The organism is Streptomyces sp. SID10853 (genome assembly GCF_010548145.1).
In the GTDB taxonomy this organism is placed as follows: Bacteria; Actinomycetota; Actinomycetes; order Streptomycetales; family Streptomycetaceae; genus Streptomyces.
Genome location: NZ_JAAGLN010000190.1, coordinates 1 through 13,753, shown reverse-complemented (window position 1 = coordinate 13,753; position 13,753 = coordinate 1). Strand labels below are relative to the sequence as shown.

At 70.4% G+C, this 13,753-nt stretch carries 12 protein-coding genes; 8 read left to right on the top strand and 4 right to left on the bottom strand.

Annotation, left to right across the window (positions count from 1 at the left end; all coding sequences use genetic code 11):
• Together G3I19_RS27365 and G3I19_RS27360 are read left to right on the top strand one after the other, a co-directional pair.
• On the top strand, positions 1-1,057 hold a 1,057-nt coding region (locus G3I19_RS27365; protein ID WP_164266388.1), incomplete at its 5' end, for an AAA family ATPase.
• Positions 1,058-1,187: 130 nt separating this feature from the next.
• On the top strand, positions 1,188-2,606 hold the full coding sequence (locus G3I19_RS27360) for a sugar porter family MFS transporter (protein WP_164266387.1): 1,419 nt from the start codon (positions 1,188-1,190) through the stop codon (positions 2,604-2,606).
• Between the two features lie 191 nt (positions 2,607-2,797).
• On the opposite strand, the gene G3I19_RS27355 is transcribed toward G3I19_RS27360, so the two are convergent.
• Positions 2,798-3,244 (bottom strand): DUF1772 domain-containing protein, encoded by a 447-nt coding sequence (locus G3I19_RS27355; protein WP_164266386.1) that lies wholly within the window; start codon positions 3,242-3,244, stop codon positions 2,798-2,800.
• An 88-nt stretch (positions 3,245-3,332) separates the two neighbouring features.
• Between G3I19_RS27355 and G3I19_RS27350 the strand changes: the two genes are divergently transcribed.
• Positions 3,333-3,911: a TetR/AcrR family transcriptional regulator gene (locus tag G3I19_RS27350; RefSeq protein ID WP_164266385.1), complete on the top strand. Its 579-nt coding sequence runs from the start codon at positions 3,333-3,335 to the stop codon at positions 3,909-3,911.
• A 195-nt stretch (positions 3,912-4,106) separates the two neighbouring features.
• On the opposite strand, the gene G3I19_RS27345 is transcribed toward G3I19_RS27350, so the two are convergent.
• Together G3I19_RS27345 and G3I19_RS27340 are read right to left on the bottom strand one after the other, a co-directional pair.
• Positions 4,107-5,087: an LLM class flavin-dependent oxidoreductase gene (locus tag G3I19_RS27345; RefSeq protein WP_164266384.1), complete on the bottom strand. Its 981-nt coding sequence runs from the start codon at positions 5,085-5,087 to the stop codon at positions 4,107-4,109.
• 61 nt (positions 5,088-5,148) lie between these two features.
• A complete protein-coding gene (locus G3I19_RS27340) occupies positions 5,149-6,618 on the bottom strand; it encodes a cytosine permease (protein WP_164266383.1) in 1,470 nt (489 codons plus the stop codon).
• A 191-nt stretch (positions 6,619-6,809) separates the two neighbouring features.
• Between G3I19_RS27340 and ftsY the strand changes: the two genes are divergently transcribed.
• Positions 6,810-8,030, top strand: coding sequence for a signal recognition particle-docking protein FtsY (gene ftsY, locus G3I19_RS27335; protein WP_164266382.1), 1,221 nt, complete (start codon positions 6,810-6,812; stop codon positions 8,028-8,030).
• A gap of 144 nt (positions 8,031-8,174) precedes the next feature.
• Here ftsY and G3I19_RS27330 read toward each other — a convergent pair whose 3' ends face one another.
• Positions 8,175-8,831, bottom strand: a complete 657-nt coding sequence (locus G3I19_RS27330) for a bifunctional DNA primase/polymerase (protein ID WP_164266381.1) — start codon at positions 8,829-8,831, stop codon at positions 8,175-8,177.
• A 428-nt stretch (positions 8,832-9,259) separates the two neighbouring features.
• On the opposite strand from G3I19_RS27330, the gene G3I19_RS27325 reads away from it, so the two are divergent.
• The 4 genes from G3I19_RS27325 to G3I19_RS27310 all read left to right on the top strand — a co-directional run.
• Positions 9,260-10,735 (top strand): hypothetical protein, encoded by a 1,476-nt coding sequence (locus G3I19_RS27325; RefSeq protein ID WP_164266380.1) that lies wholly within the window; start codon positions 9,260-9,262, stop codon positions 10,733-10,735.
• A gap of 359 nt (positions 10,736-11,094) precedes the next feature.
• Positions 11,095-12,453 (top strand): ammonium transporter, encoded by a 1,359-nt coding sequence (locus G3I19_RS27320; RefSeq protein WP_164266379.1) that lies wholly within the window; start codon positions 11,095-11,097, stop codon positions 12,451-12,453.
• On the top strand, positions 12,450-12,788 hold the full coding sequence (locus tag G3I19_RS27315; RefSeq protein WP_164266378.1) for a P-II family nitrogen regulator: 339 nt from the start codon (positions 12,450-12,452) through the stop codon (positions 12,786-12,788). Before G3I19_RS27320 ends, G3I19_RS27315 begins: the two co-directional genes overlap by 4 nt.
• Before the next feature lie 42 nt (positions 12,789-12,830).
• Positions 12,831-13,753 (top strand): nucleotidyltransferase domain-containing protein (locus G3I19_RS27310; protein WP_203600361.1); only part of this gene is annotated, 923 nt, incomplete at its 3' end.

Below are 13,753 nucleotides of genomic sequence, written 5' to 3'. Positions count from 1 at the left end.
CCGGCTGCGCCACGAGGCCGCGGTCGCGTCGGCCGTCGCCGACGGGGCGCGCCAGCTGCTCGCCCATGTCGAGGTGTCGCTGGTCCGCGCCGAGCAGGAGCGGGCCGCGGCCGAGGCCGCGAAGGCCGGGCGTGAGCAGGAGCTGGCCGCCGAGCGGAACCGGGGCCGTGACCTCAAGGCCGAACTCGACCGGCTCACCGACTCGGTGCACCGGGGCGAGGTGCTCGGCGCCGAGAAGCGGCTGCGGATCGAGCAGCTGGAGACCAGGGCGCTGGAGGAGCTGGGGGTGGAGCCTGCCGGTCTTGTGGCCGACTACGGGCCGGACCAGCCGGTGCCGCCGTCGCCCGCCGCCGAGGGGGAGGAGCTGCCCGATGATCCGGACCATCCGCGGAACCAGCCGGTGCCGTTCGACCGGGCCGGGCAGGAGAAGCGGCTCAGGTCGGCCGAACGGGCGTACCAGCAACTCGGAAAGGTGAACCCGCTCGCTCTGGAGGAGTTCTCCGCGCTGGAGGAGCGGCACAAATTCCTCTCCGAGCAGCTGGAGGACCTGAAGAAGACGAGGGCCGACCTGCTGCTGGTGGTCAAGGAGGTCGACGAGCGGGTCGAGCAGGTCTTCACCGAGGCGTACCGCGACACCGCGCGCGAGTTCGAAGGGGTGTTCGCCCGGCTCTTCCCTGGCGGTGACGGACGGCTGATCCTGACCGATCCCGGCAATATGCTCACCACCGGTGTGGACGTCGAGGCCAGGCCGCCCGGCAAGAAGGTCAAGCGCCTCTCGCTGCTCTCCGGCGGGGAGCGGTCGCTGACCGCAGTGGCCCTGCTGGTGTCGATCTTCAAGGCCAGGCCCAGCCCGTTCTATGTGATGGACGAGGTGGAGGCGGCGCTGGACGACACCAACCTCCAGCGGCTGATCCGGATCATGGAGGAGCTCCAGGAGAGCTCCCAGCTCATCGTGATCACTCATCAGAAGCGGACGATGGAGGTGGCCGACGCGCTCTACGGGGTCTCCATGCAGGGCGACGGCGTCTCCAAGGTCATCAGCCAGCGCCTCCGCTGAGCCCGCCCCGCCCCGGCTGATCGGCCGTCGGGCGAGCCGGTCCCCAAGTGGTGGGCGCACGGAAGCTGTGCACAACTGGAGGGGCTCGTACCCCCATGGCCGTCATCGCGGACGGGCCCGAGGAGCTCATGTGACCAGCACGGCGAACACACCGCAGGCCGGTGGCAGTCCCGCTGCCCCGGACCACCTCGCGCATGTCATCTTCATCACCGCGGCGGCCGCGATGGGCGGGTTCCTGTTCGGCTACGACAGCTCGGTGATCAACGGAGCCGTCGAGGGCATCCGGGGCAAGTACGACGTCGGTTCGGGGACCCTCGCCCAGGTCATCGCCGTCGCCCTGATCGGCTGCGCGATCGGTGCGGCGACGGCCGGCCGCATCGCCGACCGCATCGGGCGCATCCGCTGTATGCAGATCGCGGCCGTCCTGTTCACCATCAGCGCCGTCGGTTCGGCGCTGCCGTTCGCGCTGTGGGACCTGGCCCTCTGGCGCATCATCGGCGGTTTCGGCATCGGGATGGCATCGGTGATCGGCCCGGCCTACATCGCCGAGGTCTCCCCGCCCGCGTACCGCGGCCGGCTCGGGTCCTTCCAGCAGGCGGCGATCGTCATCGGCATCGCCGTCTCACAGCTCGTCAACTACGGCATTCTGCAGACGGCCAACGGGAACCAGCGCGGCAAGCTGCTGGGGATCGAGGCATGGCAGCTGATGCTCGGGGTCATGGTGATCCCGGCGGTCATCTACGGACTGCTGTCCTTCGCCATCCCCGAGTCGCCCCGCTATCTGATCCAGGCGGGCAAGCCGGACCGGGCCAGGAAGGTGCTGTCCGAGGTCGAGGGCACCCACATCGACCTCGACGCCCGGGTCGAGGAGATCCGCCTCGCCATGAAGCGCGAGCACAAGTCGACGTTCAGGGACCTGCTGGGCGGAGGCTTCTACTTCAAGCGCATCGTCTGGGTCGGCATCGGGCTCTCGGCCTTCCAGCAACTGGTCGGTATCAACGTCGCCTTCTACTACTCGGCGACCCTGTGGCAGTCGGTGGGCATCGACCCGTCGACCTCGTTCCTGTACTCGTTCACCACGTCCATCATCAACATCATCGGCACCGTGGTCGCCATGGTCCTGGTCGACCGGATCGGCCGCCGGCCGCTGGTGCTGATCGGCTCCGTGGGCATGGTCATCGGGCTCGCCCTGGAAGCCTGGGCGTTCTCGTACCATCTGGTCGGCGGCAAGCTGCCGACTCTCCAGGGCTGGGTGGCGCTCATCGCCGCCCACTGGTTCGTGTTCTTCTTCGCGATGTCGTGGGGTGTCGTCGTCTGGGTCTTCCTCGGCGAGATGTTCCCCAACAAGATCCGCGCCGCCGCCCTCGGCGTGGCCGCTTCGGCCCAGTGGATCGCCAACTGGGCCATCACGGCCAGCTTCCCGAGCCTCGCCGACTGGAACCTCTCGGCGACGTACGTGATCTACACCGTCTTCGCCGCGCTCTCGATCCCCTTCGTGCTGCTGTTCGTGAAGGAGACCAAGGGAAAGACGCTGGAGGAGATGGGCTGAGGATCCATCCCGTCCCCTGCGGGTCATACGCCGATCCGCTCGATGATGCGCCGGTCGATGATGCGCCGGTCGATGGGCCCGGTCTTCTCCTTGAGCCGCGTGAACACCGGCGTGTGCGGGTCGGGACGCTGCAGCCCGGCCATTTCCGGAGCTTCCTCTCGCCGGCGGTCAGTGGGTGCGGGTCCGCGGGCTCAGGTGAGGGCGGTGACGAGCAGGGCGAAGGCGGCGATGAGGACGGCGACACGGACGTAGTGGAGCCGGTCCCAGCGGTTCATCTGCTGCTTCCAGTCGGCGGGCCGGTCGTCGGGGGTCCACGTCTTGCCCCGGTTGTTGATCGGGACGAGCAGCAGGACCGACATGATCACGCTGAGGAGCAGCAGCGCGGCGGCGGTGACGACGAGGGCGGTGCCGTGGCGGTGCCATCCGGCGATGGCCCAGGCCGCGACGAGGACGAGTGAGCTGATGTACCAGACCGGCATCACGGCGCCGAGCATCCGGCCCCCGTGGGCGCGGCCTAGCTGGCCGCTGTCACCGGGAAGTGAGTCGAGGATCCGGTTGATGACGAAGGCGACGGAGAACTCCACCCCCACCATCAAGCCGACGACCACGGTGGCGACGGCCTCGAGTGCGTTGATCATGACGACCTCTCCGAATCTAGTGTTGCTAGCTGATGAGTCAACGCTAGGCTGCTGTCGCTCGATTGTCTAGCGGTGCTAGGATCGAAGCATGTCGGTACAGGAACGCAAGGAGCGTGAACGGGCGGGCCGTGAGCGCCTCATCGTGGCGACGGCCCGCGAACTCGCCGAGCGGCAGGGCTGGGACGCGGTCACCACGCGCCGGCTCGCCGAGCGCATCGAATACAGCCAGCCCGTCCTCTACAGCCACTTCCGCGGCAAGCGCGAGATCATCGGCGCCGTCGCCCTGGAAGGCGCCGCCGAGATGGCCGTGGCGCTGAGGGCGACCACCTCCGCCGCGGACGGACCCCGGGCCCGGGTCGCCGCGCTCGCCCACGCGTACCTCGAATTCGCCGCCCGCAACCCGGCGGTCTACGACGCCATGTTCCGGCTCGACGGCGGTCTGGCGTTCGCGGACGAGGACACCCCCGAGCCGCTGAAGGACGCCTTCGCCGCGCTGCTGGAGACTCTGGGCGAGGTCGCCGGGGACGGCGTCGACCCGGGGCTGTTCACCGAGGTGTTCTGGGCGTCCCTGCACGGGCTGGCGTCCCTGACCCGGGCGGGACGGCTGCCGCCGGAGCACACCGGGCCACGGGTGGAGCTGCTGGTGGACCGGCTCGCCATGGTCTGACACACCGTCCCGGCGGGCAGGCGGCCGGGACCTCGGTCCCCGCCCTTGCCCACCCGTGGCACCGCTTCCGGTCACTCACGCCCACATGGCGTATCCGCTGACCGCCGGGGACCGCACCCGGGGCGGTCACCCGCCCCGGACGTCGCGATGCTCAGGGAGCACGACTCGATACGTGCCCCCGTGGCGCTGTCCGGCTCAGCTCTTGAGCCGGGGCAGCACGTCTTCCGCGAACAGACGCAGGCTGCGCCAACCCTCGTCCACCGGCATCCCGCCGCACAGCGGATGCAGCACCAGACTGCCGGCGCCGCCGTCCGCCAGGGCCACGCACTCGTCCGGGGTGACGATCCGGTAGATGCCCTCCGCGCGTAGGGCGTCCACCGTGGCCGCCGCCGAACGGACCGCCGAGTGGATGTCGGACGACTGCCAGGAGGAGTACGTGCGCGCCTCGTGCAGGAAGTACTCGCCGTATTCGGCCCAGGCCCGGTCGGGATCCTCCGCGATGTGCAGCAGCGGTGTCTCGGCCTCCGGCATCATGCAGAAGCCCTCGGTCCCGTGCTCAGCGCGCTGCTGGTGGTAGTACGCCTCCAGTTCCGGCAGATACGCGCTCGGGAACAGCGGCAGCCCCAGCCGGGCAGCCCGGCGCGCCGCCGCCCGGGACGATCCGCCGACGAGCAGCAGGGGGTGCGGGTCGGTGTACGGGCGCGGGGTGACCCGGACCGTGCGCCCCCGGTACTCGAACGGTTCGCCGGTCCACGCGGTCAGCAGCGTTTCGAGCAGTTCGTCCTGGAGCCGGCCGCGCCTGGTCCACTCGACGCCCTGCTGCGCGTACTCCTCGGGCCGGTAGCCGATGCCCGCCACCGTGGCCAGCCGCCCCGCGCTGACCAGGTCGAGCACCGCGATGTCCTCGGCGAGGCGCAGCGGGTCGTAGAGCGGGCCGATGATCGCGGACACGGTGACCGCGATCCGGCGGGTGGTTCCGAAGACGGCGCCCGCGAAGACGAACGGGGAGGGCAGCCAGTTGTTGCCGACGCCGTGGTGCTCCTCGGTCTGGACGGTGTCGACGCCGTGGCCGTCCGCGTACGCGGACATCTCCAGGGCGGTGCGGTAGCGGGCGGAGAGTGACTCGGGGGTCGCCCGCGGATCGACGAGATTGAACCTGACGACTGTGAAGGCCATGACGGGAAATCCCCCTTCGCCGGGTGGGAGCTGGCGAAGGGGGACGGTAGCTGACAGAGCATCAGATAGGTAGGGTCGCGGGCTCACGGTCCGTGCCGGGGCCCTGCCCCGCCGCACCGGCCCGCGGCCTCGGCTTCGGGAGTACGGCGTAGAGCACACCCGAGACGAGGATGGTGACCACCCAGCCGAGGCCGTTGCGGCCCAGCCAGCTGTCCGCGAACGGGCCGCTGAACCAGGCGGAGTCGGCGGTGCCGGCCGTGGTGAACAGCATCCCCGTGACCAGCGCCGCGAGCCACGCCACGACGGCGGCCGGGCTGAAGCCGCCCCTGTACCAGTAGGCGCTGGTCCTGGTGGTGTCCATCAGTGCCACCGGGTCGTAGGTGCGGCCGAGCAGCATGTCGGCCCCGAAGACCCCGATCCAGGCGGAGAAGGCCACCGCGAGCAGTGAAAGGAAGGCGACGAAGGAGCCGAGGAAGCTGGTCGCCGCCAGCATCAGGACCAGTCCGAGGACCACGCTGATCACGGCGTTCACGGAGACCGCCCAGGCGCGTGGCACCTTGATGCCCAGGGTCAGCGCGGTGAAGCCGGCCGAGTACATCGACATCGCGTTGATCAGGACCATGCCCACGACGGCGATCAGCAGATACGGCACCGCGATCCACATCGGCAGGACCTTGCCGAGGAAGGAGACCGGGTCGGACGCGTTCGCGAGGTCCGGGGTGGAGACCGCCATCACGGCGCCCATCAGCACCATCGGCAGGACCACGATGCCGGCGCCCCCGATGGACGCGCCGACCATGCCCGTACCGGAGGAGCGCCGCGGCAGATACCGGGCGAAGTCCGGCCCTGACGGGACCCAGCTGAGACCGCCGGCCGCGACCAGGCCGATGCCCGCGACCAGGGAGGCGGTGGTGCCGGCCGGCTTGGCGAACACGGCGGACCAGTCGGTGTCCGCGATCAGATAGACGAGCACCAGGACGGAGAAGATCCCGAAGAGATACGTGGACCACTTGTTGCACAGGTGCAGGGCGTTGATGCCGAGGCCCGAGATCAGGAACGTGGCCGCGACGAACAGCAGCAGGGTCACGACGATCAGCGGTGTGCTGCTGTGGATGCCGAAGCAGATGTCGAGCACGGTCAGCAGCGCGTACGCACCGGTCACCGCGTTGATCGTCTCCCAGCCCCAGCGGGCGATCCAGATCAGTGAGCCGGGCAGCAGATTGCCGCGCTGGCCGAAGACCGAACGGGACAGGGCCATGCCGGGGGCGCCGCCGCGCTTGCCCGCGATGCTGATGAAGCCGACCAGTCCGTAACTGATCACGGGGGCCACGAAGGCGGCGATCAGCGCCTGCCAGAAGTTCAGTTTGTCGGCCACGACGAGGCTCGCGCCCATCGCGAGCAGCAGCACACTGATATTGGCGGCAACCCAGGTCGGGATCAGGTCGCGGACACGGCCTTTGCGTTCGTTGTCCGGGACTGGTTCGAGACCGCGGGTTTCCACCGCGCCTTCGACGTCGGAGGCGTGGGGCATGGGGTACTCCGTGCACGTGTGAGGGGAGTTGGGGACGGGGAAAAGACGATGTGACGCGCGTAGATAGCGACATCATGGTAGGGCGGCCGCGAAAATTTCAAATAGAGGATTTAGTCCCTTGTGCGATCCGACGAAGCTGATACGGCCGGGCTGTGAACGATCACTGAGCCGTGACTGATACTGGGTGGGTTATGGAAATCGTCATCCTTGCTGTAGTCATCGCCCTGGTCGCGGTCGGCGCGATCAGCGGGCTCGTGGTCAGCAGCCGCAAGAAGAAGCAGCTGCCCACGGCACCGCCGAGTGCGCCGACCATCACAGCGCCGCCCGCCGAACCCCAGGTCGGCGAGGACGCTGCCCCACCGCGCGACGAGTCGCGCCGCACCATCGAGGAGGTTGACCTCCCGCCCGCGGACGAGGCCGTGGGCGCTCCTGCTGCCGTCGAGGACCCGGTCGTCGCGGAGCCCGTCGCCCCCCGGATCGAGATCCCGGAGCCGACCGAGGGCCGTCTCGTACGGCTGCGCGCCCGGCTCGCCCGCTCGCAGAACTCGCTCGGCAAGGGACTGCTCACCCTGCTCTCCCGGGACAACCTCGACGAGGAGACCTGGGAGGAGATCGAGGACACCCTGCTCACGGCCGACGTCGGGGTCGCTCCCACGCAGGAGCTGGTCGAGCGGCTGCGCGAGCGGGTCAGGGTGCTCGGCACCCGCACACCGCAGGATCTGCGCACGCTGCTGCGCGAGGAGCTGCTGAATCTGCTCGGTACGGACTTCGACCGCGCGGTCAGGACCGAGGGCGGCCTGGAGACTCCCGGCGTCGTCATGGTGGTCGGGGTCAACGGGACCGGCAAGACCACCACCACGGGCAAGCTCGCCCGGGTCCTGGTGGCCGACGGCCGCAGTGTGGTGCTCGGCGCCGCCGACACCTTCCGGGCCGCCGCCGCCGACCAGCTCCAGACCTGGGGCGAACGGGTCGGGGCGCGCACCGTGCGCGGCCCCGAGGGCGGCGACCCGGCGTCCATCGCCTACGACGCGGTGAAGGAAGGCATCAAGGAGGGCGCCGATGTCGTCCTCATCGACACCGCGGGGCGGCTGCACACCAAGACCGGCCTGATGGACGAGCTCGGCAAGGTCAAGCGGGTCGTGGAGAAGCACGGCCCGCTGGACGAGGTGCTGCTCGTACTGGACGCGACGACCGGGCAGAACGGCCTGGTGCAGGCGCGGGTGTTCGCCGAGGTGGTGGATATCACCGGCATTGTGCTGACCAAGCTGGACGGCACGGCCAAGGGCGGCATCGTGATCGCGGTCCAGCGCGAGCTGGGCGTGCCGGTCAAGCTGGTGGGCCTCGGTGAGGGGTCTGACGACCTGGCTCCCTTCGAGCCGGAGGCGTTCGTGGACGCGCTGGTCGGGGACTGATCCCGTACCGGACCGGCTCCGTCCGCCCAGGACCGACCCGTACGGGACCGACCCGTGACCGACGAAGGGCCCCGCCACACGGTGCAGATGTGGCGGGGCCCTTCGCGCGCTCCCGCACCGGCGCCGGCCGGTACGGGAGGCGCGTCAGGCGGGAACGTGCCGGTGGCAGATGTACGCCAGGGTGCCGAGCAGCAGCCGGGCCTGCGGCGGTCCGCTCGCCGTCTCCAGCGACGGCGGCCGCAGCCAGCGGGCCGGGCCCAGGCCCGCGTGGTCCGACGGCGGGGCGGTGATGTGCTCGCCGGGGCCCAGGCCGTGCAGATCGAGATCCGCGTCGTCCCAGCCCATCCGGTAGAGCAGCTCGGGCAGTTCGCGAGCGGCGCCGGGGGCCACGAAGAACTGGGCCCGGCCGTCCGGGGTCGCGCTCACCGGGCCGAGCGGGAGCCCCATCCGCTCCATCCGGACCAGGGCCGTGCGCCCGGCCGGTTCGGCGACGTCGATGATGTCGAAGCAGCGGCCGACCGGCAGCAGCACCGCGGCGCCCGGTGTCCGGGCCCAGGCACTCGCCGCCTCACCGAGCGTGGCGCCCGCGGGCACCGCGGGCGCGAAGCCGAGCGGGTGGGCACCCGGAGACGCGCACCCGGCCTCTCCGCAGGAGCAGTTGCCCGCCGCCGCACGCGCGCCGGGCACCACGTCCCAGCCCCAGAGCCCGGTGAACTCGGCCACCGTCGTGCACTCCGATGTGCGGCCGCGACGCCGGGTGCCGGAGCGGATGTCCCGGATGCCGCCGATAGTGAAGCCCATGCCCCCTCCAACGGGTCCTGCGCGACGGTGGTTACGACCTGGAGCCTCTCCGTCACCCTGCGTCGCAAACGCCCTGGTCGGGGAGGCGTGGGGTGACGTTGGGGGTGGTGCGGAACGATTCGCGCGCCCCGGCGTGCGCCGCTCCACCCGATCCTGATCGCCGAGTTTCAAGTGAATCGCGCCTGGCGGCAGGCGCGTTCATTCGAAGGGGTGGCGAATGGTGGCGTTTCCGGGATCGCCCTCGCCGGGTGCGTGATCGTAGGATTACTTTCAGTGCATGAACCCTCGGGTCGGATGCACTCACGGGTATGCCGGGGGCAAGCCGGTTTTCTGTTCGATGGGGCGCAAGCACCGGACAGAGGACCTCAACTCACGGCATTCTGATATGGGTTGGCGTAATGAGGCTTCAGCGGGATGGGGGCGTTCCAGTGGGCGGCAGTGGCGACGGCGAGACAAGTGCCGGCAAACGCCCGAACGAGCGGCTCGGTTCGTGGTTCGTGCGCAGCGGCTGGTCCAAGGGTGAGCTTGCGCGCCAAGTGAACCGCAGGGCCCGGCAGATGGGCGCGCACCACATCAGCACCGACACCTCGCGGGTGCGGCGCTGGCTCGACGGCGAGCAGCCGCGTGAGCCCATTCCGCGCATCCTCTCGGAGCTCTTCTCGGAACGCTTCGGCAGCGTGGTCGCCGTCGAGGACCTCGGGCTGCGCGCGGCCCACCAGTCACCGTCGGTGTCCGGAGTGGACATGCCCTGGGCGGGTCCGCAGACGGTCTCGCTGCTCAGCGAGTTCTCCCGCAGCGACCTGATGCTCGCCAGGCGCGGCTTCCTCGGCGCCTCGCTCGCGCTCGCTGCGGGCCCCACGCTCATCGAACCGATGCAGCGCTGGCTGGTGCCCACCCCCCCGGGCGAACCGGCCGCCGAACTCCCCGCCGACCACGCGCGGCGCCCCTCCAGGCTCTCGCGGCCCGAGCTGGAACTGCTGGAGTCCACCACGGTGATGTTCCGCCAGTGGGACGCCCAGTGCGGCGGCGGGCTGCGCCGCAAGGCGGTCGTCGGCCAGCTGCACGAGGTGACCGACCTGCTGCAGGAGCCGCAGCCGGGGACCACGTCCAAGCGGCTGTTCCGGTGCGCGGCCGAACTGGCCGAGCTGGCCGGGTGGATGAGTTACGACGTCGGTCTCCAGCCCACCGCCCAGAAGTACTTCGTGCTCGCCCTGCACGCGGCCAAGGAGGCCGGGGACAAGCCCCTCGGCTCGTACATCCTGTCGTCGATGAGCCGCCAGATGATCCACCTCGGCCGCCCCGACGACGCGCTGGAACTCGTCCATCTCGCCCAGTACGGCAGCCGTGAGTGCGCCACCCCCCGCACCCAGGCGATGCTGTATGCGATGGAGGCCCGCGCCTACGCCAACATGGGCCAGCCGAGCAAGTGCAAACGGGCCGTGCGGATGGCCGAGGACACCTTCTCCGACGCGGGTGCCGACGGCGAGCCGGAGCCCGACTGGATCCGCTTCTTCTCCGAGGCCGAGCTGAACGGCGAGAACGGCCACTCGTTCCGCGATCTCGCCTATGTGGCGGGCCGCAGCCCCACCTACGCGTCGCTCGCCGAGCCGGTCATCGACGACGCGGTCGCGCTCTTCGAGAAGGACGAGGAGCACCAGCGTTCGTACGCGCTGAACCTGGTCGGGATGGCCACCGTCCACCTGCTGAAGCGGGAGCCCGAGCAGTCCACCTCCTACGCCACCCAGGCCCTGCACATCGCCAAGCGGGTCCGCTCCGAGCGCGTCAACACCAGGCTCCGCAAGACCGTCGACACGGCCGTCAGGAACTTCGGCGAGGTCCCGGCGGTCATCGACCTCACCGAGCTGCTCGCCGAGCAGCTGCCCGAGACCGCCGAAGCGGTCTGAGGCGGCGCACCCGCCCGTACCAGCGGCACCGCCGCAGCAGCGGCGCCCACCAGGCCCCGGCCACGACAGTCACCCCGTGATGCCCGACTCGGCTCCCCCACGCCAGGTCAACAGGGTGACCGTCGTGGCCGGTTTTCGACCCGCCCGCCGGTGTACACGGGGCCCACCGGGACCCCCGGCCCGCCCCCGCACGTCATCCGGGCGTAACACACGGCACCTCTTCGTCACTGCGGTGAAACACCACACGGCATCGGCGGAAACGGCGCGGAGCCAGTCTCTGAAGACATAACCGGCCGCTGTTCCGCCGCTCTCCACAGCCCCCGCCCGCAGGTGGCCGCACCGACGACGAGGAGACGCCGATGCCCTCAGGCATCATGACCCTTGCTGCAGACGCCCCGAAGCTGTCCTCCGCCAACACCGGGTTCATGCTCATCTGCTCGGCCCTGGTGATGGTCATGACTCCGGGCCTCGCCTTCTTCTACGGAGGCATGGTCCGGGTCAAATCCACCCTGAACATGCTGATGATGAGCTTCATCAGCCTCGGGATCGTCACGGTCCTCTGGGTGCTCTACGGATTCAGCATCGCCTTCGGACCGAGCGGATCGGGCAACGGATTCTTCGGCTGGTCCAAGGACTACATCGGACTCAGCGGTATCGGACTGACCCAGCTGTGGCCCGGCTACACCATCCCGGTCTATGTCTTCGCCGTCTTCCAGCTGATGTTCGCGATCATCACCCCCGCACTGATCAGCGGTGCGCTGGCCGACCGCGTGAAATTCACCGCCTGGGCGCTGTTCATCGTGCTCTGGGCCACGGTCGTCTACTTCCCGGTCGCCCACTGGGTCTGGGCGTCGAACGGCTGGCTCTTCCAGAAGGGCGTCATCGACTTCGCCGGCGGTACGGCGGTCCACATCAACGCGGGAGCGGCCGCCCTCGGCGTGATCCTGGTGACCGGCAGACGCGTCGGCTTCAGGAAGGACCCGATGCGCCCGCACAGCCTCCCGCTGGTGATGCTCGGCGCGGCCCTCCTGTGGTTCGGCTGGTTCGGATTCAACGCCGGATCGTGGCTGGGCAACGACGACGGAGTGGGCGCGGTGATGTTCATCAACACCCAGGTCGCCGCAGCGGCCGCGATGCTGGCCTGGCTCGCGTACGAGAAATTCCGCCACGGCTCCTTCACCACGCTCGGCGCGGCCTCCGGCGCCGTGGCCGGTCTGGTCGCCATCACCCCGTCCGGCGGCGCGGTCAGCCCGCTCGGTGCCATCGCCGTCGGTGCCATCGCCGGAGTGCTGTGCGCCATGGCCGTCGGTCTCAAGTACCGCTTCGGCTTCGACGACTCGCTGGACGTCGTCGGCGTCCACCTGGTCGGCGGCGTCATCGGCTCCCTGCTCATCGGCTTCTTCGCCACCGGCGGCGTGCAGTCCGACGTGGCGGGCGTCTTCTACGGCGGCGGCTTCCACCAGCTCGGCATCCAGGCCATCGGGGTCTTCTCCGTCCTCGGCTACTCGCTGGCCGTATCGGCCGCACTGGCCTTCCTGATCGACCGGACCATGGGGATGCGGGTCACCGAGGACATCGAGGTCGCCGGCATCGACCAGGACGAACACGCCGAGACCGCATACGACTACAGCGGAGCGGGCGGCGGCTCCCGGACGGCCGCGGCCGGCCCGGGACCCGTGGCCGAGGCGGGCCCCGCGAACAAGAAGGTGGACGCATGAAGCTCATCACCGCCGTCGTGAAGCCGCACCGGCTGGACGAGATCAAGGAGGCCCTCCAGGGCTTCGGAGTCCAGGGCCTCACGGTCACCGAGGCCAGCGGCTACGGCCGCCAGCGCGGGCACACCGAGGTCTACCGGGGCGCCGAGTACACCGTGGACCTGGTGCCGAAGATCCGGATCGAGGTCCTGGCCGAGGACGCGGACGCCGAACAGCTCATCGATGTGGTGGTGGCGGCCGCCAGGACCGGCAAGATCGGGGACGGCAAGGTCTGGAGCGTCCCGGTCGAGACAGCGGTCCGGGTCAGGACCGGCGAACGCGGCCCTGACGCGCTCTGAACGACGAGAGACGGGAACTGCCCGGTGACGAGTGCCGACGAGATGACCGGTCAGACGGACGGCCCGGGGCCCAGCGGCTACGCGGCGGCCCGGCTGCGCCTCCTCCAGGAGAAGGCGCAGCCGGGGCCGCCGCGCCGCGCGGCCCTCGCCCGGCTGACCGACGCGTGGACGGGCGCCCTCTTCACGTCGGCGGCCGGGGCCGCCGGTGTGCACGGCGCGGCCCTGGTGGCGGTCGGCGGATACGGGCGCGGTGAGCTGTCACCCCGCAGCGACCTGGACCTGCTCCTGCTGCACGACGGAAAGGCGGACCAGGGCGCCATCGCCTCCCTCGCCGACCGCGTCTGGTACCCGGTGTGGGACCTGGGCCTCGACCTCGACCACTCCGTGAGGACCCCCGGCGAGGCCCGCAGGACGGCGGGCGACGACCTCAAGGTCCAGCTGGGGCTGCTGGACGCCCGGCATGTCGCCGGTGACCCGGTGCTCACCACCGGGCTGCGGACAGCCGTGCTGGCCGACTGGCGCAACCAGGCACCCAAGCGGCTGCCCGAGCTGTACGAACTGTGCCAGGAGCGCGCCGGGCGCCAGGGCGAGCTGCAGTTCCTCCTGGAACCCGACATCAAGGAGGCCAGGGGCGGACTCCGGGACGCCACAGCTCTGCGGGCCGTCGCCGCCTCGTGGCTGGCCGACGCGCCGCGCCAGGGGCTCGACGGCGCCCGCAGACGGCTCCTCGACGCACGGGACGCGCTGCACCTGGTGACCGGACGCGCCACCGAGCGGCTCTCCCTCCAGGAACAGGACCAGGTCGCAGCCGAGCTCGGGCTGCTGGACGCCGATGTGCTGCTGCGCGAGGTGTACGAGGCCGCGCGCACCATCTCGTACGCGGGTGACGTCACCTGGCGCGAGGTCAACCGGGTGCTGCGGGCACGCTCCGCGCGCCCCCGTCTGCGCGCCCTGCTCGGCGGTGG

What these genes read in the sequence shown, in the direction of transcription:
- G3I19_RS27350 (WP_164266385.1), top strand. Translation starts at nt 3,333, where the DNA reads ATGTCGGTACAGGAACGCAAGGAGCGTGAACGGGCGGGCCGTGAGCGC.
- G3I19_RS27330 (WP_164266381.1), bottom strand. Translation starts at nt 8,831, where the DNA reads ATGGGCTTCACTATCGGCGGCATCCGGGACATCCGCTCCGGCACCCGG.
- G3I19_RS27355 (WP_164266386.1), bottom strand. Translation starts at nt 3,244, where the DNA reads ATGATCAACGCACTCGAGGCCGTCGCCACCGTGGTCGTCGGCTTGATG.
- G3I19_RS27345 (WP_164266384.1), bottom strand. Translation starts at nt 5,087, where the DNA reads ATGGCCTTCACAGTCGTCAGGTTCAATCTCGTCGATCCGCGGGCGACC.
- G3I19_RS27340 (WP_164266383.1), bottom strand. Translation starts at nt 6,618, where the DNA reads ATGCCCCACGCCTCCGACGTCGAAGGCGCGGTGGAAACCCGCGGTCTC.
- ftsY (WP_164266382.1), top strand. Translation starts at nt 6,810, where the DNA reads ATGGAAATCGTCATCCTTGCTGTAGTCATCGCCCTGGTCGCGGTCGGC.
- G3I19_RS27315 (WP_164266378.1), top strand. Translation starts at nt 12,450, where the DNA reads ATGAAGCTCATCACCGCCGTCGTGAAGCCGCACCGGCTGGACGAGATC.
- G3I19_RS27320 (WP_164266379.1), top strand. Translation starts at nt 11,095, where the DNA reads ATGCCCTCAGGCATCATGACCCTTGCTGCAGACGCCCCGAAGCTGTCC.